A 26,504-nucleotide genomic window follows, 5' to 3' on the forward strand; every position below is an offset into this window, starting at 1 on the left:
CAAAATCCGACGAGCCCAACGGCCGCGGAGCAGGCCATGCGCGGGCACCCACGGCCGGGGTTTCCCGGTCGTCGGGTGCGTCCCCCTCAGGGGAAGGCGCCGAAGGCGACTCAGGGGAGCCTGGAGATATTCATGCCCACACTCCTTCGCCGGTGGTCTGGATGTCGGTGTACGCCTGCGCCTTGTCGGGCAGCGGGGCGGCCGTGGCAGTGGCCACGGCGGCGTCGATCTCGGTTTGCGCCTCGCGCTCGATCTGCTCGACCTGCGCTGTGTGGCCCTGCGCGACGAGTTGCGCGCGCGTGCGGGCGATGCCGTCGCGCGCCAGGGCGGCCTGCACGTCCTTCGGGTCGCGGTAGGTGCCGGGGTCGACCGAGACGTGGCCTTTGTGCCGGTCCGTCAGCGCGTGCAGCAGGCGCGGGCCGCTGCCGGTGCGGATCTCGCGGATCAGCTCGCCCGCGGCCTGGCTCACGGCCTGCACGTCGGTGCCGTCGACCTGCACGGCGGCAATGCCCATCGACGCCGCGCGTGCGCTGGCGCCGGGGCCGGCGGTCATGGGCGCGCTGGCGGTGGTGGCGCTGATGCGGTTGTCCTCGCACACGAAGAGCACGGGCAGGTGGTAGACCACGGCCCAGTTCAGCGCCTCCATGAAGGGCCCGCGGTTGATGGCGCCGTCGCCGAAGAAGCACACGGCGATGGCGTCCTGCCCGCGGATCTTCAGGCCCTGCGCCGCGCCCACGGCAATCGGCAGGCCGGCCGCCACCACGCCGTTGGCGCCCAGCATGCCGACGGAGAAGTCGGCAATGTGCATCGAGCCGCCCTTGCCGCCGTTGTAGCCGGTGGCGCGGCCGAACAGTTCGCACATCATCTTCGTCGGGTCGGCGCCCTTGGCCAGCGTGTGGCCGTGGCCGCGGTGCGTGCTGGTCAGCAGGTCGGCGGGTTTCAGGTGCGCGCACACGCCGGCGGCCACGGCCTCCTGCCCGGTGGACAGGTGCAGCGGGCCGCGCACCAGCGCGGGCGTGGCCGAGGCCTGCTTGCCCCAGGCGGCGACGCCGCCCTGGCTGGCGATTTCGGCCGCGTCCTCGAAGGCGCGGATGCGCACCATGGTGCGGTAAAGCGATAACAGATCGGTCATTCGGTTACTTCGTTATTGATAGCTGGTTGCGCTTGCTGAATCAGCGCTGGAGGCCGATTTGTCTTGAAAAATCTCAGACGGCCACCGGCGCCTTGATGGCCGCGTGGTGCTGGTAGCCCTGCACCTCGAAATCGTCGAATTCGTAATCGAAGATCGACGGCGGGCGACGGCGGATCGTGAGCGTGGGGTAGGGGAAGGGCGCGCGGCTGAGCTGCTCTTTCACCTGCTCTTCATGGTTGGCGTAGATGTGGCAGTCGCCGCCCGTCCAGATGAAATCGCCCACGGCCAAGTCGCACTGCTGCGCCAGCATGTGCGTCAGAAGCGCGTAGCTGGCGATGTTGAAGGGCACGCCCAGAAAGATATCGGCGCTGCGCTGGTAGAGCTGGCAGCTCAGCCTGCCATCTGCCACGTAGAACTGGAAGAACGCGTGGCAGGGCATCAGCGCCATCTGGTCGAGTTCGGCCACGTTCCAGCTGCTCACGATGATGCGGCGCGAATCGGGGTTGGTCTTGAGCGTGTTCACCACCTGCGCGATCTGGTCGATGTGCGTGCCATCGGCCCTGGGCCACGATCGCCACTGCACGCCGTACACGGGGCCGAGGTCGCCATCGGGCTTGGCCCATTCGTCCCAGATGGTCACGCCGCGCTCCTGCAGCCAGCGTGCGTTGCCGTCGCCGCGCAGGAACCACAGCAGCTCGTAGATGATGCTTTTCAGGTGCACCTTCTTGGTGGTGACCAGCGGAAAGCCCTCGCTCAGGTCGAAGCGCATCTGGTAGCCGAACACGCTTTTGGTGCCCGTGCCGGTGCGGTCGGCCTTGGCCACGCCGTGCTCGTGCACGTGGCGCATGAAATCTTCGTACTGGTGGCGGATCGGTCGGTTCATTGCTGCCGATTGTGGCGCAAGCCGGCAAGCAGACCTTGGCGACAATCGCGCCATGATCCAGCCCCTTCGCCTGCTGCGGCGCCTGCGCCACTACCCCTCGTCGGCCCTGCTGGCGGTGCAACTGGTGGGGGTGGTGATGTATGCGCTGCTGGACGACGGCCGCACCGGGCGCGTGGGGCAGGTGGTGCTCAGCCTGTTCGGGCTGCTGGTGCTGGGCATGGCGCTGCGCGTGGTGCGCCAGAGCCCGGCCGCCAACAGCTGGGCCATGGGGCTGGCGGCCAGCGTGCTGGTGCTGTGGATGTGGCAGTGGGTGTCGCCGGGCACGCACCTGCTGCTGCTTATCTCGGTGCTGGAGGCGCTGTTCTACCTGTACGCGGCCGGCGCGCTGATCGCCTACCTTCTGCAGGACGACACCGCCACCACCGACGAGCTGATGGCCGCTGGCGCCACCTTCACCGTGCTGGCCTGGGCCTTCGCGCACCTGTACATGGCCTGCCAACTGCTGGTGCCGGGCACCTTCCCGGCGGCGGTGCGACCGGGCGAACCGCGCACCTGGTTCGAGTTGCTGTTTCTCAGCTTCACCACGCTGGCCGGCGTGGGCTTGAGCGACATCGCGCCGGTCAAGCCCATGGGCCGCGCGCTGGTCATGCTGGAGGAGCTGGCGGGCGTGATGTACATCGCCGGCGTGGTCTCTCGGCTGGTGGCCTTGACGGTGACCCGGCGCGCAAGCGGCGACCGATAAGCGCCGGCTGCTCCTGTTTTTGGCTCGCTCGCGGCGGGTGACAGATGGGCCAAAGACTGTATAAAACAACAGTTATTTGCGTTGTTTTCATGCGGTTGAAATGTCTGCCTCGTCCTGTCTGTCGTCCCTGCCATCCGCCCTTGGCGCCAGCGTCTGGCGTGCCGATGAGCTGGCGGGCGCGGCCGTGGGCACGGTGGCCAGCGGCCACGCCGCGCTGGATGCCGAACTGCCCGGCGGCGGCTGGCCGCTGGGCGCGCTGATCGAATTGCTGCAGCCGGCGCGCGATGCGCCCGTGTGGTCGTTGCTGCTGCCGGCCGTGGTGGCGCGCCAGCAGGCCAGCGGCGGGGCGGTGGTGCTGGTCAATCCGCCGCACGAGCCGTTTCTGCCCGCGTTCGCGGCGGCGGGGCTCCCCGCCTCATCCGTGCTGTGGGTGCGCGGCGAAACGCCGGTGGCGCCACTGTGGGCCAGCGAGCAGGCGCTGCGCTGCGCCGACGTGGCCGCCGTGCTGGCCTGGCTGCCGCGCGCGCGCGCCGGCGATCTGCGCCGCCTGCACGCGGCGGCCGCGCTGCGTGCCGACAGCCTGCTGTTCGTGCTGCGGCCGCAGGCCGCCGGGGCGGCCGGCTCCTGCGCGCGGCTGCGCCTGCGGGTGGGCGTGCCGGCGGCGGCGCCCGTGCACGGCGCGGGGCACCCCGACGCGGCGCGGCAGGCGCTGGCACCAGCGCTGTGCGTCGACATCCTCAAGCGCCGCGGGCCGCCGCTCGATGCGCCCTTGCAGCTGCCGGCGCAGGCGCCACGGCTGCGCGCGCTGCTGGCCGCCAGCGCGCCAGCGGGCGCGGCCGGGCCGGGCGGCGGGAAGGTGCGGTCGCTGGACACGAAGAAAGAAGAGAGCCATGCACTGGATCGCCTTGCAGTGGCCGCCTGAGGGCAGCGTGGCGGGCGATGGCCTGCCCGCGGCTGCGGCGCCGCCCGTCGGCGCGGCGCCCACGCGCGAGGCGCTCGGCTGGTGGGCCTTGCAGTTCACGCCGCACGTGGCCTGGGTGGACGAGGCGCTGCTGCTCGAAGTCTCGGCCAGCCTGCGGCTGTGGGGCGGCCTGAAGGCGCTGATGCGCCGCATTAATGAATCAAATCCGGCGCCAGCCGTTGTGCAGCAAGCGCAGGAAGCTACTGGATTGGTAGCAATCGCCCTGTTGCGCCTGCGCTCGGGCAGGCAGGCGCTGCCTGCCGACCGGCCCGCCGCGTTGCCGCTGGCCACGCTCACGGCCGCGCAGCCGCACCTGCCCCTGTTCGCGCGGCTGGGCTGCCGCACCTGGGGCGATGTGCACGCCTTGCCGCGCGCGCCGATGGTGCGGCGCTTCGGCGCCGAGTTGCGCCGCGCGCTCGACATCGCCTGGGGCCTGGCGCCTGAAAGCTACCCCTGGCTCACGCTGCCCGAGCGCTTCGACCAGCGGCTCGAGTTGCCCCAGCGCGCGGACGACGCCCCGGCGCTGATGTGGTCGGCCAACCGCCTGCTCACTTTGCTACAGCTGTGGCTGCGCGCGCGCCAGTTGGGCGTGCTGGCGTTCGAGCTGGAATGGACGCTCGACCTGAAGCGCCTGGACGGCCGCGCGCTGCCGCCCACGCAATCGCTCGTCATCGGCACGGCCGAGCCGGGGCAGGCCATGGTGCACCTGCGCCGCCTGCTGGCCGAGCGGCTGGCGCACGTCAGCCTGCTGGCGCCGGCGAACGGCCTGCGCCTGCGCAGCCTGGACACCGCGCCCTGGGTCGCGCCCACGGTGAGCTTTCTGCCCGAAGACCAGCGCAGCGGCGATCCGCTGCACGTCTTCATCGAACGCGTCAGCGCGCGGCTGGGCGTCGGCAGCGTGCAAGCGCCCGTGCTGCAGGCCGATCATCGGCCGGAGTGCATGCAGGGCTGGCAGGCGGCCGAGCTGGCCGGCCGTCGCCGGCGGCCAGTCCCACGGCGCAGAAGCGATCCGGAAAGCGGCCCAAGGACATGGCTCCTTCCCCGCTGGGGAAGGCCGGGATGGGGGCAGCCCCGTCAGCCATGCCACCGCCGCCAGCCCCTCACCCCAGCCCTCTCCCCAAAGGGGCGAGGGCGCAAACTCATCCGCTGCCGCACGGGCGCCCACTGCCCCCTCTCGCCGGCGGCAGAGGGCTGGGGTGAGGGGAAAGCAACTAAAGATGCGCAGCCGTTTTTGAACCAAATCAGCCTCTGATCGTTGCTGATAAAGCGCAGTTCGCTATTGAAAATGAAGCAAACTTTCCTCCTTCCCTCGCTGGGGAAGGCTGGGGTGGGGTCGCCACCGTTGACCATGGCCGCGCCGCTGGCCCTCACCCTAGCCCTCTCCCCAAAGGGGCGAGGAGCAAGCGGTGGCATCGCCCGGGGCTGCTTACTCCTCTCCCGCCGGGCGGGAGAGGGTCGGGGTGAGGAGCCGCAACCTCGTGGCACAGCCTTCTCCCCGACGCGCTCGCCCCCACCTGGCTGCTGCGCGAACCGCTGCCGCTGGAGGTGGCCGAAGGCGGCCAGCCCTGCCACCACGGCCCGCTGCGCCTGCTGGCCGGCCCGCGCCGCGTCGAAACCGGCTGGTGGCCCGACCCTGCCGCACCCGGCGCCCCTGTCGCCGCGCGCGACTACTACATCGCCCAGAACCCGGCGGCCGAACTGCTGTGGGTCTACCGCGAACGCGCCACGTCGGCGGCGCCGAGCGCCGCCGGACCGCGCTGGTTCCTGCACGGCCTGTATGCCTGAGCCGAGCCACAAGGAACTGGCCGAACGCGCCGACTGGGCGCGGCGCCATCGCGCCCGGTTCTTGAAGAAAAATCAGCCGCTGGTCGGCATCCAGACTGCGCAACAAGCTACAGAAAAAGAAGCAACCGAGCCGCCGCCCTACGCCGAACTGCACTGCCTCACCCACTTCAGCTTCCAGCGCGGCGCCTCAAGCCCCGAAGAGCTGGTGCGCCGCGCCTGGGCGCTGGGCTACACGGCGCTGGCCATCACCGACGAGTGCTCGGTGGCCGGCGTGGTGCGCGCCTGGAGCGCGCACAAGGTCTGCGCCCGCGCACCCGAGCCCGGCGATGCGTTCGACGACGAACTGAGCGCCGTGCGCGCCGCGCGCCGCGCCGCCGGCGTGAGTGCGCCGCTGCAACTGCTTTTCGGCAGCGAATTCCGCTTCGACGGCCAGGGCACGCTGGTGGCGATCGCGCGCGATCTGCACAGCTGGGGCGACCTGTGCAGCTTCATCACCGCCTGTCGCCGCGCCGCGCCCAAGGGGCACCACGCGCTGCCGCCGCTGGCCCAGGCGCTGGCCGCACTGCGGCGCTGCGCGCTGCTGTGGGCGCCGGCGAAGGAGGGGTCGAAAGCTATCGATTCAATAGCTGACTGCGCTTTACAGACAAGCGTCAGCGGCCCATTTGATTCAAAAATCACGCTGCTGGCCGAGCTGCACGGTGGCGCCGACGATGCCCTTTGGCTGGCGCAGCTGCGCGCGCTGTCCGCCGCCACCGGCTGGCCGCTGGCGGCGGCCGGCGACGTGCACATGCACGTGCGCGCGCGCAAACGCCTGCACGACGTGATGACCGCCATCCGCGTCGGCCAACCGGTGCACGCCTGCGGTTTCGCGCTGCAAGCCAACGCCGAGCGCCACCTGCGCCCGCGCGAGCGGCTGGCGGCGGTGTACCCGCCCGACCTGTTGGCCGCCACGCTGGCGGTGGCCGCGCGCTGCGCGTTCGAGCTGGACGAAATCCAATACAACTATCCGGAAGAGGCGGTCATCGAGGGCCTGACGCCGACCGAAACCCTGGCGCAACTGACCCGCGAAGGCGCCGCCTGGCGCTTTCCCAAAGGCGTGCCGCCGCGCATTCAAGGCTTCATCGACAAGGAACTCGCCCTGATCGAGGAATGCCGGTACGAGATGTTCTTCCTCACCGTGCACGACATCGTGCGCTGGGCAAGAGGGCAGGGCATCCTGTGCCAGGGGCGCGGCTCGGCGGCCAATTCGGTCGTCTGCTATTGCCTGGGCATCACCGCCGCCGACCCCGAAAAATCCAACCCGCTGCTGGAGCGCTTCATCAGCAAGGCGCGCCAGAACGAGCCGCCCGACATCGACGTCGATTTCGAGCACGAGCGGCGCGAACAAGTCATCCAGTACATCTACCGCAAATACGGCCGCAGCCGCGCCGCTTTGAGCGCCACGGTCATCTGCTACAGAAGGCGCAGCGCCCTGCGCGACGTGGGCCGCGCGCTGGGCGTGGACGAGCGGCTGATCGACGCCTTCGCCAAGGATCACCACTGGTTCGACGACGGCCTGGCCGCGCACCGCCTGGGCGATCTGGCGGCCACGGTCGGCGCCGCCATCACGCCCGCGCTGGCCAGCCTGTGGCTGCAACTGACCGAGCAGCTGCGCGGCGCGCCGCGCCACCTGAGCCAGCACGTCGGCGGCTTCGTGCTGACCGAAACGCCCTTGCACCGCCTGGTGCCGCTGGAAAACGCGGCCATGGAAGGCGATCCCGTGCAGTGGGCCGACCCCGACGCAGAAGGTGAAGCACCCGCCAGCGCCCACGCGATCTGCCCGGAACTGGAACGCTGGCTGCCGCCGCGCCCGCGCTGCGGCAAGTCATCCAGTGGGACAAGGACGACCTCGACGCGCTGGGCCTGATGAAGGTCGACGTGCTGGCACTGGGCATGCTCACGGCCATGCGGCGCTGCCTTGAAATGGTCTCGCGTCGGCGTGGCAGGCCGTTCACGCGCTCCGATATCCAGAGCGAATGTCCGGAAACCTACCGCATGATCCGCCGCGCCGACACCGTGGGCACCTTCCAGATCGAAAGCCGCGCGCAGATGAGCATGCTGCCGCGCCTGAAGCCCACCACCTTCTACGACCTGGTGGTCGAAGTCGCCATCGTGCGGCCGGGGCCGATCAGCGGCGGCATGGTGCACCCGTACCTGAAGGCGCGCGAGCGTCGGCGGCGCGGTCTGCCCATCACCTACGATCGTTCGACCAACGACCCCGCGCCCAACCCGGCCGATCCTGACGACCCGGAATGCCAGCCCCGCCTGGCCAAGGCGCTCAGGCGCACGCTGGGCATTCCGATTTTTCAGGAGCAGGTCATGGAAGTCGCCATGATCGCCGCCGACTACAGCGCCGAGGATGCCGACCGGTTGCGCCGCGACATGGCCGCCTGGAAGCGCAAGGGCGGTCTGGGGCCGCACCGCGAACGCCTCATCCAGGGCATGCGGCGCAACGGCTATGAGCTGGAATACGCCGAGCGCATCTTCAGGCAGATCGAAGGCTTCGGCGAATACGGCTTCCCGAAAGCCACGCCTACAGCTTTGCCCTGATCGCCTACGAAAGCAGCTGGCTCAAGTGCCACGAGCCCGAGGCGTTTCTGGCGGCGATGCTCAATTCGCAGCCGATGGGTTTCTATGGCCCGGCGCAACTGGTTCAGGACGCCAGGCGCCACGGCGTCGTCGTGCTGCCGCCGGATGTGACGGTGAGCGGGTGGGATTGCGCGCTGGAGGAGGCTGTCTTGGCTCTCTCCCCGCTGGGGCAGGGCCGGGGTGGGGGTCAGCCCCGTGGCCGATGGCCGCGCCGTCGGCCCTCACCCCAGCCCTCTCCCCAGAGGGGCGAGGGAGCAAGCCCATCCGCTGCGGCACGGGCGGCTATCGCCCCTCTCCCGCTTGCGGGAGAGGGCTGGGGTGAGGGGCAGGCGGTTGAAGATGCGCAGCCTTTTTTGAATCAAATTTGCCTCGGGACCTTACCCAGAAAGCGCAACACGCTATTGAAAATGAAGCTTATTTTTCTCCCTCCCCGCTGGGGAGGGCCGGGGTGGGGGCCACCCCGCGCCACCCGCCAATCCGCCGGCACCCATCCCAGCCTTACCCCAGCAAGAGAAACGGCAAGACCTGCCGTCCGCCTGGGCCTGCGCCTGGCGCAGGGCTTGAACGAAGCCGCCGCCCGGCGCATCGAGCAAGCGCGCGCCGAGCGGCCGTTCACCAGCGTCGATGACCTCGCGCGCCGCGCGCAACTGGACGTGAAGGCACTCAACCAGCTCGCCGCCGCCGACGCGCTCATCACCCTGGCCGGCCACCGCCGCCAGCAGGTGTGGCAGGGCGCGGCCCTCAAGTCAGCACCGGAACTGCTGCGCGACGCGCCCATCGACGAGGACGCGCTCGTGCTGCCCGCCGCGCCGGAAGGCGAAGAAATCGTGCACGACTACGCCGCCCTCGGCCTGACGCTGCGGCGCCACCCGCTGGCGCTGCTGCGCCCGCGCCTGGCCCGCTGGCGCCTGCGCAGCGCCCAGGAGTTGAAGGCCGCCCGGCACGGCGAGCAGGTGCGCGCCTGCGGTATCGTCATCGGCCGGCAGCAGCCCGGCACCGCCAAGGGCACCATCTTCGTCACGCTGGAAGACGAGACCGGCCCCGTCAACGTCATCGTCTGGAAAAGCGTGCGGGTGGCCGAAGATCAGCGCAACGCCCTGCTGCGCTCGCGCCTGCTGGCCGTGCAGGGCGAATGGCAGATCGGCCAGGACAGCGGCGGCCACGTGCGCCATCTCATCGCGCAGCGCTTTGTCGATCTCACGCCGCTGCTCGGCCGCATCGCCGGGCTGACGACGAGCCGCGACTTTCATTGACCATGGCCCGGCGCCGCCCCGCCGCACACGTCGCCCACCCCGCGCAGAATGCGCTGTTCGCCATGACCGACCTGCCCACGCCCGCCGCCCCGCGCCGCCTGTTCACCGCGCTGTTCCCGCCGCCCGAGGCCTGCGCTGCCATCGACGCCGAACGCCAGCGCTGGCCCGGCCTGCCGCGCCGCCTGCACCCGGTGCCCGAGCGCATGCACCTCACGCTGCAGTTCTTCAACGCGGTCGATGCGCCGCACGAGCGCGACTGGCTGGCCGCGCTGCAGACGCTGCGGTTTGCTACGTTCGAGATCACGCTCACGCAAGCCGAACTGTGGCGCGCGCCCAGCGGCGTGATTGCGGTGCTGGTGCCGGAGCACACGCCCGAACTGGCCGCGCTGCACCGCGCCACCGCCCAACTGGCCCGTCAGGCGGGCCTGCCCGCCGCCAGCAACGGTTTCAAGCCCCACCTGACCACTTTGCGTCATGCCGAACGCCCCACGCTGGCGCCGCTGACCGAGCCCATCCGCTGGACGGTGCGGCAGGTCGATCTGATCTGGTCCGACCTCAAGGCCCAGCCGCCGCAGTACCGCCGGCTGGGGCAGTTCGGCCGCAGGGCGCCATGAAGCGGACTCGGCGCTGGCAGCAGCGCGAGGTGTCAAGTCCATCTCCGCGATGGCAGAACGCCGGCCAGGCGCCGAATCCGCTAAAATCTAGTTGATTCAACCAATTTTTCTGGAGGTCGTCATGCCATCACCCGCCGTCGGCCTGTTCGAGGCCAAGACCCGCCTGTCCGAATTCGTCGCGCGCGCCGAGGCGGGCGAAGAAGTGATCATCATGCGCCACAACAAGCCGGTGGCGAAGATCGTGCCGCTGCATGCCAAGGCCGACGCGCCGGCGCAAGCCATTCCGCCATTCGTTCAGCGCACCTTTCATACCGGGGTGCCGCTGGTCGATCTGACCAAGGCCAACCAGCTCGCGGCCGAACTGGAAGACGAAGAACTGATCGAGAAGATGCGCCGCATCGAGCAGGACTACCAGGAGCGCCATGCTGCTTCCTGATACCAACCTGCTGCTCAACGCCGTTCACGCCGACAGCGCGCAGCACGACCTGGCCCGCAAGACGCTGGAAGACATGTTGGCCGACCCGCGCGGCATGGCGCTGACCTGGGTCGTGCTGATGGGCTTCATGCGGCTGTCGACCAAGCGGGGCATCCTGCCATCGCCGCTGGACGTGGCCGAGGTCCTGGGCATCGTGGACGAGTGGCTGGCGCACCCGCGCGTGCGCGTGCTCGAGCCGGGGCCGCTGCACGCCGGTATCTTCGGCCGCCTGCTGCTGTCGGCCGGCACTGCCGGCAACCTGATGACCGACGCCCACATCGCCGCCATCGCCATCGAACACCAGGCCGAGGTGCTGACCTTCGACAGGGACTTTGCCCGCTTCTCCGGCCTTCGCTATCAATTACTGAGCTGACTGCGCTTGCTCCACAAGCGCTTCCAACCCAAAACATCATGAGCCAAAACAAGCCCCCATCTCCGTCGCCGACATTCGCAAGACCTTCCTCGACTTCTTCGAGAGCAAGGGCCACACCGTGGTGCCCAGCAGCCCGCTGGTGCCCGGCAACGACCCGACGCTGATGTTCACCAACAGCGGCATGGTGCAGTTCAAGGACGTGTTCCTCGGCACCGACAAGCGCCCTTACGTGCGCGCGGCCAGCGTGCAGGCCTGCCTGCGCGCCGGCGGCAAGCACAACGACCTGGAGAACGTCGGCTACACCGCGCGCCACCACACCTTCTTCGAGATGCTGGGCAACTGGTCGTTCGGCGACTACTTCAAGAAGGAGAGCATCGAATGGGGCTGGGAGCTGCTGACCAAGGTCTACGGCCTGCCGCCCGAGCGCCTGCTGGCCACCGTGTATGAAGACGACGACGAGGCCTACGGCATCTGGACGCAGATCATCGGCCTGCCGCCCGAGCGCGTGATTCGCATCGGCGACAACAAGGGCGGCAAGTACAAGTCCGACAACTTCTGGATGATGGCCGACACCGGCCCCTGCGGCCCGTGCAGCGAAATTTTCTACGACCACGGCCCGCACATCCCCGGCGGCCCGCCCGGATCGCCTGAGGAAGACGGCGACCGCTTCATCGAGATCTGGAACCACGTGTTCATGCAGTTCGAGATGCACGAGGACGGCAGCGTGACGCCGCTGCCCGCGCCCTGCGTGGACACCGGCATGGGCCTGGAGCGCCTGGCCGCCATCCTGCAGCACGTGCACAGCAACTACGAGATCGACCTGTTCGACAAGCTGATCGCCAAGGCCTGCGAGGTGACCGGCTGCACCGACCTGGCGAACCCTTCGCTGAAGGTGATCGCCGACCACATCCGCGCCACGGCGTTTCTGGTCAGCGACGGCGTCATGCCGAGCAACGAAGGCCGCGGCTACGTGCAGCGCCGCATCATCCGCCGCGCCATCCGCCACGGCTACAAGCTGGGGCAGAAGAAGCCCTTCTTTACAAGCTGGTGCCGCTGCTGGTGGAGTTGATGGGCGCTGCCTACCCGCGCCTGCAGGCTGAAGGCAAGCGCGTGGAAGAGGTGCTGAAGGCCGAGGAAGAGCGCTTTTATGAGACGCTGGAAACGGGCATGGAGATTCTTAATAACGCCTTCGTTGACGACGAAATGCGCGTCTTGTCCGAGAGCGTTAACGCCACTGTGTTCAAGGGCGCATTGCGGATGACGGCTCAGGAGATGGTCCTTTCATCTGCATTTCCAGACATTCTCAAAGTGGATGATCGGCTAAGGCTTGTGGCGACGCCCAATCGGTATGTGGGACGTGAGGCTGACTTCTTATCTAACCTCGACGAATTCTTGAAGAATGGGGCAAACAACACCTGTTTCGATCCCAGGTTAGTAGCTCTCCTTCCCAGCAGCGTTTCACCTGAATTCAGGGCGGAAATACAGCGTCGCGGTTCCGAGGCGCCAAACGCTATAGAGGTGCGGGCGATTCAGAGTCCGCCGTTGTCCGGTGGCTTGGCTTTCAAGCTGCACGACACCTACGGCTTCCCGCTCGATCTGACACAGGACGTGTGCCGTGAGCGCGGCGTGACGGTAGACGTGGCGGGCTTCGACGAAGCCATGGCGCAGCAGAAGGCGGCCGGACGCGCCGCGGGCAAGTTCAAGATGGACAAGGCCGTAGATTACAGCGGTGATGCGAACCGTTTCACGGGCTACGAAGAACTCGTTCACACTAGCAAAGTGGTAGCGCTCTACGCAGACGGCGTGCGGGTAGACAGCCTGAAACAAGGTCAAAGCGGCATTGTGGTGCTGGACACCACGCCGTTCTACGCCGAAAGCGGCGGCCAGGTGGGCGATGCCGGTGTGCTGACGGCCGAAGGTTTCGAGTTCGGCGTGCAGGATACGCAGAAGATCAAGGCCGATGTCTACGGTCACCATGGCGTGATGACGCAAGGCGCGCTCAAAGTGGGCGATACGGTGGACGCCAAGGTTGACCAGTTCACGCGCGCCGCCACCATGCGCAACCACAGCGTCACGCACCTGATGCACAAGGCGCTGCGCGAGGTGCTGGGCGCGCACGTGCAGCAAAAGGGCAGCTTGGTCGATGCCGAAAAGACGCGCTTCGACTTTGCGCACAACGCGCCGGTCACGCCCGATCAGATCACCGAGATCGAGCGCCGCGTCAACGCCGAAATCCTCGCCAACGCGGCCACCGATGCGGCGGTGATGGCGCTGGACGACGCTCAGAAAAGCGGCGCCATGATGCTGTTCGGCGAGAAATACGGCGAAACCGTGCGCGTGTTGACCATCGGCTCCAGCAAGGAGCTGTGCGGCGGCACGCACGTGCGGCGCACGGGCGACATCGGCCTGTTCAAGATCGTCAGCGAAGGCGGCGTGGCCGCCGGCGTGCGGCGCATCGAAGCCATCACCGGCACCAACGCGCTGGAATACACGCAGGGCCTCGAATCCAGTCTGCACAGCGTGGCCGCCACGCTGCGCGCGCCGCCGGCCGAGGTGCAGGCGCGGCTGGGCCAGGTGCTCGATCAGGTGAAGGCACTGGAGAAGGAAATCGCCCAGCTCAAGGGCAAGCTGGCTTCTTCGCAAGGCGACGAGCTGGTGAACCAGGCGGTGGACGTGAACGGCCTGAAGGTGCTGGCCGCGCGCCTGGACGGCGCCGACGCCAAGACGCTGCGCGAGACCATGGACAAGCTGAAGGACAAGCTCAAGTCCGCCGCCATCGTGCTGGCTGCCGTCGAAGGCGACAAGGTGCAGCTGGCCGCCGGCGTGACCAAGGACGCGGTGGGCAAGGTGAAGGCCGGCGAGCTGGTCAACTTCGTCGCCCAGCAAGTGGGCGGCAAGGGCGGCGGCAAGCCCGACATGGCGATGGCGGGCGGCACCGATGCGAGCGGGCTGCCGAACGCGCTGAAATCCGTGCAGGGCTGGGTGGCGGAGCGGGTGTGAACCAAATGTCGGGCTTGGCATCCTGCTGCGCGGGGCCACTTCGCGGGCCCTCTGCTCCGCAGTCGCAGCCCGACATGGCGATGGCTGGGGGCACCGATGCGTCGGGGCTGCCGAAGGCGCTGTCGTCGGTGCAGGGCTGGGTGGCAGAGCGCGTCTGATCGGGGCCGACGATGGCGTTTGCGGTCCATCATCTCGGCGTCGATGACGTTCCGCTGATGGACGCCATGCGCGCCATGTTCGGCGCTGCCTTCGAGGATGAGGCCACCTACCTTGGCAAGCCACCGTCCGCCGACGAAGCGCGCGCGTGGCTGGCGCGCGAGGGCGTCATCGCGCTGGCCGCCGTGGAGGACGGCGCGGTGATCGGCGGGCTGGTGGCGTATGTGCTGCCCAAGTTCGAGCAGGCGCGCAGCGAAATCTACCTCTACGACCTGGCGGTCGATGCCGCGCACCGCCGGCGCGGCGTGGCCACGGCGCTGATTCGCCACCTGCAGGCCATGGCCGCCGAGCGCGGCGCGTGGGTGATCTTCGTGCAGGCCGACCAGGGCGACGATGCGGCGATCGCGCTGTACACCCGGCTCGGCACGCGCGAGGACGTGCTGCACTTCGACATCCCGCCCCGGCCGCACCCTTCGCGCTGAGGCCGGCGCACCCCGTGGCCCACGGCGGGCGGCGCGCCGCCGCACAGGCCGGGTGGAAGCAGGGGGACCTTCCATATTTTTCGTGGAAGAAAAATGGGCTTCAGCGCCCGTGTGGCGGGCGCAAGCAGCTCCTGTTATTGAACTGCACCATGGCGCCAAATGGCTATCGCCCGTTCAAGGGTGATTGCGCCTGCACCTCGTCTGCTGATTCCATTTCCAATTCCATGCGTCCATCACCGTCATCCCGGCGAAGGCCGGGATCCATGGCTCTGCGCACACGCCGTCTGGATTCCGGCCCCGTATCGCGGTACGGGGCAGGCTTTGCGCCGGAATGACGGGCCATGGCAGCTTTGACCTGAATTGGAATCAGGCGCCGTCGTGCACGTGCGTCTCGTCGCGCCGCAACACACCTTTGCCGAACAGCGGCGCCAGCACCAGCGCCAGCCAGGCGTGCCAGTCCAGATCGGGCCGGTGCTGCCGGTGCAGGGTGCGCAGGGCGGGGGCGTGTTCCAGCCAGTGCTGGAAGTCGGCGTGCGCCATGCTTTCGGCGTCCAGCATCTGGTACTTGATCAGCACCTTGGCGGCGTACAGCGCGTGCGCGGCCGGGTGGGCGTGGAACTGCTCGATGCGGGCGCGGGCGCGCGCCATGGCGGCCTGGATGGCGCCGCCCTCGCGCCCGAACGGCGCGCCGTGGCCGGGGATGACCACGGCCGGGTCGAGCCGCTCGATCAGCGCCAGCGTGTCGGTGAAGTGCTCGAAGCCGCCCGAGCCGTCGATGTGCGGAAAGATCACGCCCACGCCGTGCTCCCACATCGCGTCGCCCGCCATCAGGATGCCATGGCGCGGCTCGAACAGCAGCACCGCCAGCGCGTCGTGCCCGGGCGCTGCGAGCACCTGCCATTCGTGCGCGCCCAGGCGCACCGCCTGGCCGGGCACCAGGGCGTGGCCGGCGCTGAAGCGGTCGCAGCGCTGGCCACTGTCGCCAAAGGTGAGGGCGTCCTGGTCCCACGCCTGCACGTGCGGCAGCGACGGCGCGGGTACCCAGGTGCGCACGGCGGGCCACGCGGCCTGCAGCGCGCCGGTGCCGCCGCAGTGGTCGCTGTGCAGGTGGGTGTGGGCGATGTCGGCCAGCGGGCGGCCGCCCAGCGCATCGCGCACGCGGCGCACGGTGTCGGCGGCGTGCTTGGTGTGGCCGGTGTCGATGAAGGCCGGCGCATCGCCCAGGCACAGCAGGTTGTTGGACGAGAGCCAGCCGCGCTCGAAGACGATCAGATCAGAGGGCAGGGCGTGCATGGCAATGGCGCGGCAAAGTGGCGGCAAGTGCACACCAGCGGCCGTGGTGCGCGGCGGAAGACCCCTGAATGCGGGGGTATCGGGTATTCTTTCAGATGGTCCGCGGCGCCACTGGCGGTGCGGGCCGGCTGTCCAGAATCGCGATCCTGTCATCCAGTTTATCGAACGAGTCCGCGCCCGCTTCCGCTCGCCGGCCACGCGCTTGCGGCGCCTGCGCGCGGCCAGCGCCTACGTCATGCGCCACGTCGGCATGGCGGGGCGCATCGACTGCCTGGCCACGCGCGACACCGAGGGCCGCGCGGGCTTCGTGCTGGTGGTGCACACCGCGCAGCACATTCCGCAGCAGGCGCGCGAGGAAATCCGCCTGTTCTTCCGCCGCAAGCTGACCGAGCTGGGCGAACTGCGGGGCGAGCATTTCATGCTCACCATCCGCGACGGCGACGACCTGAGCCATGCGCACCGCGCGCACTCCGACAGCAGCTCGGCGCGCATCGCCTCGGCGGTGGCCGCCGCCAACCATGAGGACGAGCACGCGCTGCCGGCCGATCAGCTGGCCGATCTGCGCAGCGCCGTGCGCCAGCGCCTGCACGAGCGGCGCGAGGCGCGCGGGCACACCGAATACGCGCCGCTGCACCCGGCGCCGCTGACCGACCTGGGCAGCCTGCCGGAGCGTTGAGGCGCGGGCGGCGCGTTCCGCGCTGGAGACGGGTTGAGTTTCAGGGGTATATGGATCTATCGCCCGATGGACAGGCGCTGAAGGATGGGTGTATGGGGAGTATGTTTTTGGAGGTCTTACGCCATGGAGGTTGTCCCAACACCGTCTCAGACCGACCGCGCCTCAGGCTTCGGACACTTATGGTGTTTCGTTGCTCGAAAGGATGGCTTCTCGCGTGCGATGACGAAATGACCTCGCTGCGCTTGGATGACGGCGGCTGCGCCGCCATGACGCCAGCGGCGTGCGAGGCATTTGGCGCATCACGGACGTCGTTTCGTCATTACGCCGCGCAGCGGCGAAGTCATTCCGTCATCCGTCAAAAAAGCGCTTGCAACGCGAAACGGAATCAGGCCGGTGCCTGCGGCACCGACACCGCAGCGCAGCCACCGGGCCACCGCCCCTGGCTGGCGGCCAGCGTCAAGGTCGATTCAAACCGCCGCGCCGCGCCGGTGAAAGGGTCGTCGAACATCAGCGCGCGGGCCAGCAACTGCAGCGGCCGCTCGGCATCGTCCGGCGCGCCCGGACCGCGCAGCACCGTGGGATAAAAGCCGTCGCCCAGGATCGGCACGCCCAGCGCGTGCAGGTGCAGGCGCAACTGGTGGCGCCGCCCGGTCACCGGCTGCAGCAGGTACAGCGCGTGCGCGCCGAACACGGCGGTGCGCTCGATGTGCGTCTCGCTGTTCGGCTCGCCCGGCACCTCGCGCGAGATGAAGAAGCGCTCGGCATCGGGCTCCAAGCGGCTGCGGTGGGTGCGCGGCAGCGCCAGGTCGGCGCGGTGCGGCGCCACGGCTTCGTACACCTTCTGCACGCGCCGGTCGCGGAACAGCGCCTGGTAAGCATCGCGCGTGTGCGGCTGCACGGCGAACACCACCAGCCCGGCCGTTTCGCGGTCGATGCGGTGCACCGGGCTCAAGTCCGGCAGGCCGAGCCGGCGCTTCAGCCGCACCAGCAGGCTGCGCTGCACGAAGCGGCCGCTGGGCGTGACGGGCATGAAGTGCGGCTTGTCGGCCACCACCAGCCAGTCGTCCTGAAACACGATGCGCTCGGTGTTCAGCGGCTCGGGCTCGTCGTCCAGCCGGCGGTAGTAGTACAGGCGCTGGCCGGGGCGGCAGGGCGCGTCGGCGGCCAGCGGGTCGCCGTCGGCGTTCAGCACCTCGCCGCCGTGCAGGCGCTCGGCCCAGTCGGCGCGGCTGAGTGCGGGCAGGCGGGCGGCCAGCAGGTCGAGCACGCTGGCGCCGGCATCGCCCGGCTGCGCCACCAGGCAACTGGCGCTGACGCCGTCGCGCAGCGGCAGGTGTGGGGGCGCGGTGGGCGGCTCATGCGGGGAATGACGAAATGACGGCGCTGCGCGTCAATGACGGTGCTGCGCACCATGAACGGATGAGCATCCTGTCGTCAGGAGGACGCTTCAGTCATGCGTTTTTGTGGGAGCGGGCTTGCCCGCGATCAGCCGTGGCTCGGGGCCAGGCGCTGCCATCGCGGCCAAGGCCGCTCCCACAAGCCGCATCTGAGACTTCTTGGTCATCAAGCAGCAGTGGAGTGATCTCGTCATGCGGCGCCGCCGCGGTCATGGCGCGTCGCGCCGTCATCTTTCATGCCGTGGGCAGGCGCCGGAACACCAGATCCCACACGCCGTGGCCCAGGCGCAGGCCGCGGCGTTCGAACTTGGTTTCGGGCCGGTAGGCGGGGCGCGGTGCGTAGCCGTCGGCGGTGTTGGCCAGCAGCGGCTCGGCACCCAGCACCTGCAGCATCTGCTGGGCGTAGGGCTCCCAATCCGTGGCCAGATGCACGTAGCCGCCGGGGGCGATGCGCGTGGCCAGCAGGCGCACCAGCGGCGGCTGGATCAGGCGGCGCTTGTGGTGGCGCTTCTTGTGCCACGGGTCGGGGAAGAAGATGTGCACGCCGTGCAGGCTGGCGGGCGCGATCATGTGCTGCAGCACCTCCACGGCGTCGTGCTGGATGATGCGCAGGTTGGCCAGCTGTTGCTCGCCGATGGCCTTGAGCAGCGCGCCCACGCCGGGTTCATGCACCTCGCAGCCGATGAACAGCGTGTCGGGCATCAGCGCCGCGATGTGCGCCGTGGCATGGCCCATGCCGAAGCCGATCTCCAGCACAGTTTTCGAGTGATTCTGGCCTTCAGCGCCCGACTGAAGGGCGCAGGCAGCTACCAAATCCGTAGTATCCGGATCGTAGGGCAGCAGGTAGCGCGGCCCCAGCTCGGCCAGCGCGCGGGCCTGGCCGATGGTGGTGCGGCCGGCGCGCATGACGAAGGTGCGGATGGCGCGCGGGTGCGCCACATCGCCGGGGGCGTGTGGGGTTCAGCGGGCGTGGGTGCAGCGGCGGGCGCGCTGCCGTCGGCCGTGCTCATGCGCGCGGGGTTCGTCGCCCGCTGCGGCGTCGGGGCCGGCCCAGGCGTCGAAGGCGGCATCGCTGGCGTGGCTGTCGGTGGCGGCTTCACCCGTGTCGGGTTTCTTGAGAGAAATCAGCGCCTTCTCCTTGTCGGACGAGCGCTGCACGCTATCGAAACGAGAGTATTTGCGCAGCACCTGCACCAGCTGCGCATACACGCGCGGGTTGCCGGCCAGGCATTCGCCCTGTTCCAGGTCGCCCGATTCGCCGGTGAAGTTGCCGATCAGGCCGCCCGCCTCGGTCACCAGCAGGCTGCCGGCGGCGATGTCCCAGGGTTTCAGGCCGGTCTCGAAGAAGCCGTCGGTGAAGCCGGCGGCCACGTAGGCCAGGTCCAGCGCGGCGGCGCCGGGGCGGCGCAGGCCGGCGGTGCGCTGCATCACGTCGCCCATCATGGCCAGGTAGGTCGGAAAGTCGTCGCCCTTGCGGAACGGAAAGCCGGTGGAGACCAGGCTTTCGACCAGGCGCGTGCGCTTGCTGACGCGGATGCGGCGGTCGTTCAGGTATGCACCGCGGCCGCGCGTGGCGGTGAAGAGGTCGTTGCGCGTCGGGTCGTACACCACGGCCTGCTCGATGCGGCCCTTCACGCTGAGCGCGATGCTGATGCAGTAGACCGGAAAGCCGTGGATGAAGTTGGTGGTGCCGTCCAGCGGGTCGATGATCCACACGTGGTCGGCGCGCGGGTTGCCGCGCGAACTGCCCGATTCCTCGGCCAAGATGCCGTGGCTGGGGTAGGCGGTGAGCAGGGTGTCGATGATGGCGTCCTCGCTGGCGTGGTCGACTTCGGTGACGAAATCATTCACTTGCTTCTGCGAGATGCGCACGGCCTCGACGTCGAGCGCGGCGCGGTTGATGATGGCGCCAGCGGCGCGCGCGGCCCGAATGGCCACGTTGAGCATGGGGTGCAGGGAGGACGACATGTTTTGTGAAGAGCAGTGGGCCGCAAGGGGCAGGGCCGGCACGCGCGATGGCGGCGGCAAACGCGTATTTTCCCATGCTTTGCCGGTGCGGGGGCAGGCTTGAAATCGGAGCCGGCCATCCGCAACTGAGCATCAGTGGCAGGCAAGGGTTGCCTGTCATCCCCCGACGATGTAACGACAAAGGAGACCCCATGGCCAACGTACCCAGCCGCAGCAACCTGTTCGACGACTTCTTCAAGGAGTTCGCCCCCGGCTTCTTCATCAAGCCGCTGCACGGCGACCCGCTGCCCAGCGCGTCGCAGATCAGGATCGACGTGAGCGAATCCGACGCCGCCTACACCGTGCTGGCCGAAGTGCCGGGCGTCGGCAAGGAAGACATCCACGTGTCCATCGACGGCAGCGTGGTCACCCTGCGTGCCGAGGTGAAGCAGCAGGACAAGCGGGCCGAGGGCGAGAAGGTGCTGCGCAGCGAGCGCTACTACGGCGCCGTGTCGCGCAGCTTCCAGCTGCCGCAGGACATTGACCAGAGCGCCGCCAAGGCCAAGTACGACAACGGCGTGCTGATACTGACCCTGCCCAAGAAGCAGGCCAGCGGCTCGCAGCGGTTGACCATCGAGTGATACCGTTTCGCGTTCAAATTGATGACGAATGACCGCGGCTGGCGCCGCATGACAAATGACGAATGCCTTTTTGTCATTGAAGCGCAGCGAAGTCATTTGTCATTCGTCATTTTTGAAAGCGCATGGGTATGAGGCCCACGGCGCTGCGCGCCTTCTGCCGCGAAGGGCGCAGCGCCAGGGGCCGAAGCAGCGCCAGCCCACGCATCCGCGGCTGACCTGCGGTGCGTCGCCTTCAGCCCAGAAAGCCCAGGTTCTTCTGATCGAAGTTGCCGATGCTGGGCGCCACCTCCCGCATCTCGCCATCGTTGACACCGAACCAGCGCGCCAGCGTGGCCGCGTACTGGTCGACCGAGGTGCTGGGCAGCAGGCGGCCCTGGCCCACGTCTTCCGGACCCTTCAGCAGGGCCGTCGGTGCGGTGCCGTAGAAGGCGCCGCCCTTCACCGCACCACCCATCACCAGGTGGTGGCTGCCCCAGCCGTGGTCCGAGCCGTCGCCGTTGGAGGTCATGGTGCGGCCGAAGTCGCTGGCGGTGAAGGTGGTGACCTGCGGGCCCACGCCCATGGCGTCGAGCGCGCCCTGAAACCCCGCCATCGCCTGGGCCACCTGCTCGAGCAGTTTGGGGTGGTTGGTCATCAGGTTGTCGTGCGTGTCGAAGCCGCCCAGCGACACCAGGAACACCTGGCGCTTCAGGCCCAGCTGGTTGCGCGCCGCGATCAGGCGCGCGACCATCTTCAGCTGGCCGTTGAGCGTGGCGGGCCGCTCGGCCGTGGTGGGCAGCAGGGCATCGAACTGGCCATCGCTGCCGGCCAGCGCGCCCGCCAGCGTGGCGTGCGAGCTGATGGAGCGCGCGACGACGCGGTTCAGCTCGTTCTCCAGCACATGGGTGCGGCCTTGCGTGATCAGCGTCTGCAGCGCTTGGCGGCAGGCCTGCTGGTTGTACATGCCGTCGTCCCGTGTCACGCCGTTGATGGCCACGGCGCCGCCGGGGCCGATCTGGTAGGCGAGCGCCTGGTCGCCCGACAGGAACACCGCGTTGCCGGTGACCGACATGCAGGTGAACAGGCCGTTGCCGCCGTTGCTGGAGAGGGCCAGGTCGCCCAGGTTGCCGCCCCAGCCGGTGACCGAGCCTTCCGCCAGCGAGCTTTGCCACACCGACTGCTGGTCGTTGTGCGAGAACAGCTTGGGCGGCAGCGGCACCGAACGGGCCTGGTACTGCGCCAGCGTGGTCGGCTGCCGCAGCGGGCCGACGTTGAGCTGTACCGCCAGCTGCCGCCGGTCGAACAGGCCCTTGAGCGGCGCCAGCGTGGGGGCCAGGGCGTATTCGCGCCCCGCGGGCAGGCCGTTGCCGGTCAGCGCCGTGGCGCCCAGGCTGGCGCGGGCGATGGCCAGCGTGCCGCGCGCCTGCACGTATTCGGCATGGCCCGCGCTGTCGTAAGGGATGAGCGTGTTGCCGTTGTCGTTGCCCCCATACAGGAAGATGCAGACCAGTGCCTTGTAGCCATCGTTGGCGGTGAACGCCGCGGCCTCGCCCATGGCGGCCAGGTTGATGGCCCAGGGCGCGGCCGTGCCGGCGATGCCCAGGTGGCCCAGGCGGCGCAGGAAGGCGCGGCGCGCCAGGGTGTCGGTGGAAGTCATGCGCGTGTCTTTCATTTCTGCACCAGGTACTCGGGGCTGGCCATGACCAGCGCGATGGTGGCCCACACGCGCACCTTGCGCTCGTTGTCGCCCCAGATGCGGATGCTGGCGATGGCGTTGCGGATGGTGGTCAGCGTGGTGGTCGACAGCTGGCCGGCGGCCAGCAGCAGGTTGACGCGCTGGACCAGCGCGTCCGGGTCGTCCACCAGCGCCAGCTCGCGCGGGTAGCTGGTCACCGCAATGCGGCTGGCCTGCGCGCCGTAGCCCCAGGCGATCACGCCCTGCATGAAGTTGAGGTAGCCGGCCACTGAGTTCTCGTTGGTGAGCTGGAACTCGGGCGCTGTCTGCCCGTGCGTGGCCAGCGCGGTGCCGGGCGGCACGTAGCCGGGGCGGAAGAAGTTGAACACCGACGGGCTGCGCAGCGGGCTCTGGCCGAGATGCCGGGACGGGTCCGACATGTCCCACAGGATCCACTTGCCGTCGGCCGAGGTGGCACCGAAAGTGCGTGCCCATTGCACGAAGCGGATCATGGGTTCGCGCAGCTTGCCCCAGGTGGTGCCCTTGAGCGAAGGATCCTGCCGCGCCTCCGGGTCCAGCAGCACGGCGCGCGTGACGGCGCGCAGGTCGCCGCGCTGGCCGGCGCCGTTGTTGTTGAAGGCCGCTGCCACGCGGCCCACATAGGCCGGGCTCGGGTCGCTGGTGACCAGGCGCTGGATCAGCTGGCGACCGATGAAGGGGCCGACGTTGGGGTGGTTGAACAGGATGTCGAGCGCCAACCGCAGGCGCGACGCGCCGTCGCCGCTGCCCACCGTCTGGCCCAGAAAGCTGGCTGGCTCGGGTGAATGGTCGCTGGCGTTCAGCACCATGGGCACGCGGAACGGCTGGGGTCGGTCTCGTGCTGCCTGTTGGGCGAATTGAGGTTGTAGCCGGTGAAGATGCGCGCCAGGTTGCTGACGTCGGACGGGCCGTAGGTTTCGCGCGGCGCGCCACCGCGCAGCGTGCCGTCGGCGTTCAGGTCGTACAGGCCGATGGAGAACAGCTGCATCACCTCGCGCGCGTAGTTCTCGTCGGGCACGCGGCCGCTGCCGTCGGCCTTCTTGTTGCCGCGCGTGTTCAGGTAGGCGCCCATGGCCGGGTTGAGCGTGATGGCCTCCAGCAGCTGGCGGTAGTTGCCGAACGCGTGCTGGTTCAGCAAGTCCCAGTAGGCGGCCATGGCGAACGAGGGCCAGTGGCCCTCGATGGTGCTGGTGGACACCACGAAGATCTCGGACCAGGCCAGCGCCACGCGCTTGCGCACCGCGTCGGGCGCGGCGATGAGCTGGTTCCAGATCATGTGGTCGGCGTAGTTCTGGTTGAAGCGGATGCCGTACTGCCTGTAACCCTGGCTCACCAGCCAGTCCCAGCCGCTGGTGTAACTGCGCGCCGACATCTGCTCGTCCAGCCAGGCGGCATAGCCCTTGGCCTGCACGGCGGCGATGTCGGCGTCGGTGGAGGAGAACTGGGCCTGCTGCAGAAAGCGCGCGGCCTCGGCCATGGTGATGTTGGTCGGCGTGGCGGGCGCGGGCGTGGCTGGTGCCGGCGACGCACCGGGTGCGGGGGTGGCTGGCGCAGGCGGGGGCGACGAACCGGGCGCGGGCACGGGCACTTGCCCTGTGCCCGGAAGCGGCTGCGGTTCCGGGCTGGCGATGGGTGGGTTGATGTCCTCACTGCCACCGCCGCAAGCCGCCAGCACGGCGGACATCAGGGCCGACAGCCCCGCAACGCGGGCCAGGCGATCTGGTGGCGAAGCTGTCGGGCGGCTGGCCGCTGCCGCGGTGATGTCAGCGGACGGTGGCTGACTGGCGGCGGGCACGCCGGTGCCTTCAGCGATCGGTTCGCTGATCTCGGTGCTCATGTTGTTTCTTCCTCCGGGCGGGGCTGCTTGTCAAATATCGACCGACTCGGCAGGGCGTGGCCGGTGACGGTGCGCATTGGAACGCGCGGCGCGCCTACCACGAAAGCGCTTGACGTAAAACTGGGTAAGCGCTGCCTATTTCACGAAACCGGCCACAAAAATGCCGGAATTCGTCAGAAATTGTCGATTCCCGCCAGTTTCAGCAACTCGCGTGCCAGCTCGTCCGGACGTTTTTCGTCGTCCACCGGCAGCACCTGGCGCCCGGGCATGCCGCGCAGCCAGGTGAGCTGCCGCTTCGCCAGCTGGCGCGTGGCGGCGATGCCGCGATCACGCAGGGTGGCCAGGGGCGCGCGGCCGTCCAGCGTCTCCCACACCTGGCGGTAGCCCACGCAGCGCATCGAAGGCAGGTCGGGGTGCAGGTCGCCGCGCGCGCGTAGCGCAGCCACTTCGTCGATGAAGCCGGCGGACAGCATGTCGTCGAAGCGGCGCGCGATGCGTTCGTGCAGCCAGGCACGGTCCACGGGTTCCAAGGAAAAAGGGCTCCTGAGCTTGATGGACAAGCGCTGATAGCTATTGATTTGGTAGTGTGCAGCGCCGACAGCGGCTGCCCCGTCAGCTGCCACACTTCCAGCGCCCGCTGGATGCGCTGGCTGTCGGCCGGCGCCAGGCGGACGGCGGTGACGGGGTCGACGCGTGCCAGCTCTGCGTGCAGCGCGGGCCAGCCGTCGCGCGCGGCGCGTTCCTCGATCTGGCGCCGCACCGCAGGGTCGGCGGGCGGCAGCGCGTCGAGCCCCTCGAACAGCGCCTTGAAGTACAGCATGGTGCCGCCTACCAGCAGCGGCACGCGGCCGCGGGCATGTATCTCGCCGATCAGCCGCTGCGCGTCGCGCACGAACTCGGCGGCGCTGTAGGCCTCGCGCGGGTCGCGGATGTCGATCAGGTGGTGCGGCACGGCGGCGCGCTCGGCCGGCGTGGGCTTGGCGGTGCCGATGTCCATGCCGCGGTACACCAGGGCCGAATCGACGCTGACGATCTCCGCCGGCACCAGCCCGGCCAGGGCCAGCGCCACGGCGCTCTTGCCGCTAGCCGTGGGGCCGGCGATGCAAATGGCTGGGGTGTCCGGCATGTCGTTGAGCGTTGGTCAATGGATCGAGCGGCTGCGCAGCTGGCCGTGCCAGCGAACGCCATGCCCGTGCCTGCGCCGGGCATGGGCGTTGTCCCCTCTTGCGCAGCAGAAGGGGCAAGCCCCGTCAGCGGCTCAGCGGGGATCGCCATGTTTTTGTACCAGGGTCCAGGCGGTGAGGGCGATCACCGTGCACCACAGCGCAAAGCCCAGTGCCATGGGGCGCGCCGTGCCGTCCATGGCGCGGCCCAGCCACAGGCCCATGGGGAAGGCCGAGGCCATCATGACGAAGCCGTTCAGCGCCGACGCCGCACCCGCCATCTGCGGAAACGGCGCCACAGCGCCGCTTTGCCCCACCGGCTGGTGCACGCCGTGCGCCATGATGAACAGGTACTGCGGCAGCAGCACGGCCCAGGCGCCATACCACGGCTGGCCCCAGCCCAGCCAGGCCAGCGCCGCCATCAGCGCGCCGGCCGTGAAGGTGACGCAGCCTGCCGCGAACACCGTGCGCCGGATGCCCCAGCGCACCAGCAGCCGCCGGCAGGCGATGGTGCCCAGGATGTAGAGCACCGAGCCGAACGCCATGGCGCCGCCGTAGGCCAGCTTGCTCATGCCCACCCCTGGATCAGCACGAAGGACGAACTGGCGAGAAAGGTGAACAGCGCCACATACGACGCCGACGACAGCACGCAGTAGCTGGCGAAGGTGGGGTGCCGGGCGATCTGCGCCCACGAGCGCCACAGCGTGCGCGGCGCCAGCGCCTGCGGGTTGCGTGCCGGAATCGTCTCCTGAAAACGCAGCATCAGCAGCGCCAGCGTGCCGACACCGAACACCGCCAGCACCGCCATGGCCGCGCGCCAGTGCACCCAGTCGGTCAGCAGGCCACCCAGCGGCGTGCACAGAATGGCGATCACGCCCAGGCCCGAGAGGCCGCGCGACATCACCTTGGCGCCTTCCAGCGGCGCATACAGGTCGCGCACCACGGCGCGCGCGCCCATCACGGCCGCGCCCATGGCCGCGCCCTGGGCGATGCGCGCGGCAATCAGCAGCGCCATGCTGGGGGCCAGCACGCAGGCCACCGAGGCCAGCACATACGCGCCCATGCCCCACAGCAGAATCGGCTTGCGGCCAAAGCGGTCCGACAGCGGTCCCCACACCAACTGCGAGATGCCAAAGGACAGCAGCAGCGCCGCAAACGTCATCTGCACCTGCGCCATCGACGCGCCCAGATCCTGCTGCAAGGAGGGCAGGGCGGGCAGGTAGACGTCGGTGGTGATGGGCTGGATGCCCAGCAGCAGGGCCAGCAGCACGACGACGAGCGCTGGCGACATGCCGGGTAGCGGCGCCTCTGCGGCGGGTCGGATGGAGGCGGCGGAAGGCGGCACGCGGCGAGCGTATCAGATCGCCTGTGCG

The 26,504-nt window shown here is 69.1% G+C and carries 21 protein-coding genes and 6 pseudogenes; 15 read left to right on the top strand and 12 right to left on the bottom strand.

Features of this window, described 5'->3' with window-relative positions; all coding sequences use genetic code 11:
* Positions 1-130: 130 nt before the first annotated feature.
* Together H0I39_RS16680 and H0I39_RS16685 are read right to left on the bottom strand one after the other, a co-directional pair.
* Positions 131-1,132, bottom strand: a complete 1,002-nt coding sequence (locus H0I39_RS16680) for a thiamine pyrophosphate-dependent dehydrogenase E1 component subunit alpha (RefSeq protein WP_257645853.1) — start codon at positions 1,130-1,132, stop codon at positions 131-133.
* Positions 1,133-1,205: 73 nt separating this feature from the next.
* The gene (locus H0I39_RS16685) at positions 1,206-2,015 is read right to left on the bottom strand and encodes a thymidylate synthase (RefSeq protein WP_180551230.1); all 810 of its coding nucleotides are present in this window, start codon (positions 2,013-2,015) and stop codon (positions 1,206-1,208) included.
* A gap of 52 nt (positions 2,016-2,067) precedes the next feature.
* Between H0I39_RS16685 and H0I39_RS16690 the strand changes: the two genes are divergently transcribed.
* From H0I39_RS16690 to H0I39_RS16745, 13 genes and pseudogenes are all read left to right on the top strand, one after another.
* On the top strand, positions 2,068-2,757 hold the full coding sequence (locus H0I39_RS16690) for an ion channel (RefSeq protein ID WP_180551231.1): 690 nt from the start codon (positions 2,068-2,070) through the stop codon (positions 2,755-2,757).
* 100 nt (positions 2,758-2,857) lie between these two features.
* The gene (gene imuA, locus H0I39_RS16695) at positions 2,858-3,679 is read left to right on the top strand and encodes a translesion DNA synthesis-associated protein ImuA (protein WP_180551232.1); all 822 of its coding nucleotides are present in this window, start codon (positions 2,858-2,860) and stop codon (positions 3,677-3,679) included.
* Complete coding sequence (locus H0I39_RS16700) at positions 3,648-4,970, top strand: DNA polymerase Y subunit UmuC family protein (RefSeq protein ID WP_180551233.1); 1,323 nt, start codon at positions 3,648-3,650, stop codon at positions 4,968-4,970. Before imuA ends, H0I39_RS16700 begins: the two co-directional genes overlap by 32 nt.
* A 293-nt stretch (positions 4,971-5,263) precedes the next feature.
* Positions 5,264-5,503: a hypothetical protein gene (locus tag H0I39_RS16705; protein ID WP_180551234.1), complete on the top strand. Its 240-nt coding sequence runs from the start codon at positions 5,264-5,266 to the stop codon at positions 5,501-5,503.
* Between the two features lie 88 nt (positions 5,504-5,591).
* Positions 5,592-7,250 (top strand): annotated as a pseudogene (locus tag H0I39_RS16710) (PHP domain-containing protein); the annotation flags it as partial.
* 110 nt (positions 7,251-7,360) lie between these two features.
* A pseudogene (locus tag H0I39_RS24655) lies at positions 7,361-8,274 on the top strand (error-prone DNA polymerase); the annotation flags it as partial.
* Positions 8,275-8,628: 354 nt separating this feature from the next.
* Positions 8,629-9,384 (top strand): annotated as a pseudogene (locus H0I39_RS24660) (helix-hairpin-helix domain-containing protein); the annotation flags it as partial.
* A gap of 2 nt (positions 9,385-9,386) precedes the next feature.
* Positions 9,387-9,998 carry an RNA 2',3'-cyclic phosphodiesterase gene (thpR, locus tag H0I39_RS16720; protein WP_180551236.1) on the top strand — a complete coding sequence of 204 codons (612 nt, stop codon included), beginning with the start codon at positions 9,387-9,389 and terminating at the stop codon, positions 9,996-9,998.
* A 121-nt stretch (positions 9,999-10,119) separates the two neighbouring features.
* The gene (locus tag H0I39_RS16725; protein WP_180551237.1) at positions 10,120-10,434 is read left to right on the top strand and encodes a type II toxin-antitoxin system Phd/YefM family antitoxin; all 315 of its coding nucleotides are present in this window, start codon (positions 10,120-10,122) and stop codon (positions 10,432-10,434) included.
* The gene (locus H0I39_RS16730) at positions 10,421-10,846 is read left to right on the top strand and encodes a TA system VapC family ribonuclease toxin (RefSeq protein ID WP_180551238.1); all 426 of its coding nucleotides are present in this window, start codon (positions 10,421-10,423) and stop codon (positions 10,844-10,846) included. The genes H0I39_RS16725 and H0I39_RS16730 overlap by 14 nt, the downstream gene beginning before the upstream one ends.
* 121 nt (positions 10,847-10,967) lie before the next feature.
* Positions 10,968-11,983 (top strand): annotated as a pseudogene (gene alaS, locus H0I39_RS16735) (alanine--tRNA ligase); the annotation flags it as partial.
* A gap of 402 nt (positions 11,984-12,385) precedes the next feature.
* Positions 12,386-13,846 (top strand): annotated as a pseudogene (gene alaS / locus H0I39_RS16740) (alanine--tRNA ligase); the annotation flags it as partial.
* Between the two features lie 170 nt (positions 13,847-14,016).
* Positions 14,017-14,484: an AAC(3)-I family aminoglycoside N-acetyltransferase gene (locus H0I39_RS16745; protein WP_180551239.1), complete on the top strand. Its 468-nt coding sequence runs from the start codon at positions 14,017-14,019 to the stop codon at positions 14,482-14,484.
* A 366-nt stretch (positions 14,485-14,850) separates the two neighbouring features.
* On the opposite strand, the gene H0I39_RS16750 is transcribed toward H0I39_RS16745, so the two are convergent.
* Complete coding sequence (locus H0I39_RS16750) at positions 14,851-15,777, bottom strand: MBL fold metallo-hydrolase (protein WP_180551240.1); 927 nt, start codon at positions 15,775-15,777, stop codon at positions 14,851-14,853.
* A gap of 202 nt (positions 15,778-15,979) precedes the next feature.
* Between H0I39_RS16750 and H0I39_RS16755 the strand changes: the two genes are divergently transcribed.
* Positions 15,980-16,453 (top strand): hypothetical protein, encoded by a 474-nt coding sequence (locus H0I39_RS16755; protein ID WP_180551241.1) that lies wholly within the window; start codon positions 15,980-15,982, stop codon positions 16,451-16,453.
* A gap of 385 nt (positions 16,454-16,838) precedes the next feature.
* On the opposite strand, the gene H0I39_RS16760 is transcribed toward H0I39_RS16755, so the two are convergent.
* The 3 genes from H0I39_RS16760 to H0I39_RS16770 all read right to left on the bottom strand — a co-directional run bounded on the left by H0I39_RS16760 (position 16,839) and on the right by H0I39_RS16770 (position 19,818).
* Positions 16,839-17,750, bottom strand: coding sequence for a pseudouridine synthase (locus tag H0I39_RS16760; RefSeq protein ID WP_308645878.1), 912 nt, complete (start codon positions 17,748-17,750; stop codon positions 16,839-16,841).
* Between the two features lie 334 nt (positions 17,751-18,084).
* Complete coding sequence (trmB, locus tag H0I39_RS16765; protein WP_180551242.1) at positions 18,085-18,789, bottom strand: tRNA (guanosine(46)-N7)-methyltransferase TrmB; 705 nt, start codon at positions 18,787-18,789, stop codon at positions 18,085-18,087.
* Positions 18,790-18,810: 21 nt separating this feature from the next.
* Complete coding sequence (locus H0I39_RS16770; RefSeq protein WP_180551243.1) at positions 18,811-19,818, bottom strand: inositol monophosphatase family protein; 1,008 nt, start codon at positions 19,816-19,818, stop codon at positions 18,811-18,813.
* A gap of 191 nt (positions 19,819-20,009) precedes the next feature.
* Here H0I39_RS16770 and H0I39_RS16775 point away from each other — a divergent pair, with 191 nt between their 5' ends.
* A complete protein-coding gene (locus H0I39_RS16775; protein ID WP_180551244.1) occupies positions 20,010-20,438 on the top strand; it encodes an Hsp20/alpha crystallin family protein in 429 nt (142 codons plus the stop codon).
* Positions 20,439-20,670: 232 nt separating this feature from the next.
* Here the strand turns inward: H0I39_RS16775 and H0I39_RS16780 are convergent, their stop codons facing one another.
* From H0I39_RS16780 to H0I39_RS23470, 6 genes and pseudogenes are all read right to left on the bottom strand, one after another.
* Complete coding sequence (locus H0I39_RS16780; protein ID WP_180551245.1) at positions 20,671-22,074, bottom strand: DUF1501 domain-containing protein; 1,404 nt, start codon at positions 22,072-22,074, stop codon at positions 20,671-20,673.
* 11 nt (positions 22,075-22,085) lie between these two features.
* The gene (locus H0I39_RS22605; RefSeq protein ID WP_257646223.1) at positions 22,086-22,940 is read right to left on the bottom strand and encodes a DUF1800 family protein; all 855 of its coding nucleotides are present in this window, start codon (positions 22,938-22,940) and stop codon (positions 22,086-22,088) included.
* Entirely contained in the window at positions 22,931-23,968 is a 1,038-nt protein-coding gene (locus H0I39_RS22610; RefSeq protein ID WP_257645854.1) for a DUF1800 family protein, read from the bottom strand. Before H0I39_RS22610 ends, H0I39_RS22605 begins: the two co-directional genes overlap by 10 nt.
* 173 nt (positions 23,969-24,141) lie before the next feature.
* Positions 24,142-25,094, bottom strand: a pseudogene (miaA, locus tag H0I39_RS16790) (tRNA (adenosine(37)-N6)-dimethylallyltransferase MiaA).
* Positions 25,095-25,226: 132 nt separating this feature from the next.
* Positions 25,227-25,703: an MFS transporter gene (locus H0I39_RS23465; RefSeq protein ID WP_307776832.1), complete on the bottom strand. Its 477-nt coding sequence runs from the start codon at positions 25,701-25,703 to the stop codon at positions 25,227-25,229.
* The gene (locus H0I39_RS23470; protein ID WP_308645879.1) at positions 25,700-26,476 is read right to left on the bottom strand and encodes an MFS transporter; all 777 of its coding nucleotides are present in this window, start codon (positions 26,474-26,476) and stop codon (positions 25,700-25,702) included. Before H0I39_RS23470 ends, H0I39_RS23465 begins: the two co-directional genes overlap by 4 nt.
* Between the last annotated feature and the right edge of the window lie 28 nt (positions 26,477-26,504).

Source organism: Ottowia beijingensis (genome assembly GCF_013423955.1).
GTDB classification, from domain to species: Bacteria; Pseudomonadota; Gammaproteobacteria; order Burkholderiales; family Burkholderiaceae_C; genus Ottowia; species Ottowia beijingensis.

What these genes read in the sequence shown, in the direction of transcription:
- H0I39_RS16680 (WP_257645853.1), bottom strand. Translation starts at nt 1,132, where the DNA reads ATGACCGATCTGTTATCGCTTTACCGCACCATGGTGCGCATCCGCGCC.
- H0I39_RS16685 (WP_180551230.1), bottom strand. Translation starts at nt 2,015, where the DNA reads ATGAACCGACCGATCCGCCACCAGTACGAAGATTTCATGCGCCACGTG.
- H0I39_RS16690 (WP_180551231.1), top strand. Translation starts at nt 2,068, where the DNA reads ATGATCCAGCCCCTTCGCCTGCTGCGGCGCCTGCGCCACTACCCCTCG.
- imuA (WP_180551232.1), top strand. Translation starts at nt 2,858, where the DNA reads ATGTCTGCCTCGTCCTGTCTGTCGTCCCTGCCATCCGCCCTTGGCGCC.
- H0I39_RS16700 (WP_180551233.1), top strand. Translation starts at nt 3,648, where the DNA reads ATGCACTGGATCGCCTTGCAGTGGCCGCCTGAGGGCAGCGTGGCGGGC.
- thpR (WP_180551236.1), top strand. Translation starts at nt 9,387, where the DNA reads ATGGCCCGGCGCCGCCCCGCCGCACACGTCGCCCACCCCGCGCAGAAT.
- H0I39_RS16725 (WP_180551237.1), top strand. Translation starts at nt 10,120, where the DNA reads ATGCCATCACCCGCCGTCGGCCTGTTCGAGGCCAAGACCCGCCTGTCC.
- H0I39_RS16730 (WP_180551238.1), top strand. Translation starts at nt 10,421, where the DNA reads ATGCTGCTTCCTGATACCAACCTGCTGCTCAACGCCGTTCACGCCGAC.
- H0I39_RS16745 (WP_180551239.1), top strand. Translation starts at nt 14,017, where the DNA reads ATGGCGTTTGCGGTCCATCATCTCGGCGTCGATGACGTTCCGCTGATG.
- H0I39_RS16750 (WP_180551240.1), bottom strand. Translation starts at nt 15,777, where the DNA reads ATGCACGCCCTGCCCTCTGATCTGATCGTCTTCGAGCGCGGCTGGCTC.
- H0I39_RS16770 (WP_180551243.1), bottom strand. Translation starts at nt 19,818, where the DNA reads ATGTCGTCCTCCCTGCACCCCATGCTCAACGTGGCCATTCGGGCCGCG.
- H0I39_RS16775 (WP_180551244.1), top strand. Translation starts at nt 20,010, where the DNA reads ATGGCCAACGTACCCAGCCGCAGCAACCTGTTCGACGACTTCTTCAAG.
- H0I39_RS16780 (WP_180551245.1), bottom strand. Translation starts at nt 22,074, where the DNA reads ATGACTTCCACCGACACCCTGGCGCGCCGCGCCTTCCTGCGCCGCCTG.
- H0I39_RS22605 (WP_257646223.1), bottom strand. Translation starts at nt 22,940, where the DNA reads ATGGTGCTGAACGCCAGCGACCATTCACCCGAGCCAGCCAGCTTTCTG.
- H0I39_RS22610 (WP_257645854.1), bottom strand. Translation starts at nt 23,968, where the DNA reads ATGAGCACCGAGATCAGCGAACCGATCGCTGAAGGCACCGGCGTGCCC.
- H0I39_RS23465 (WP_307776832.1), bottom strand. Translation starts at nt 25,703, where the DNA reads ATGAGCAAGCTGGCCTACGGCGGCGCCATGGCGTTCGGCTCGGTGCTC.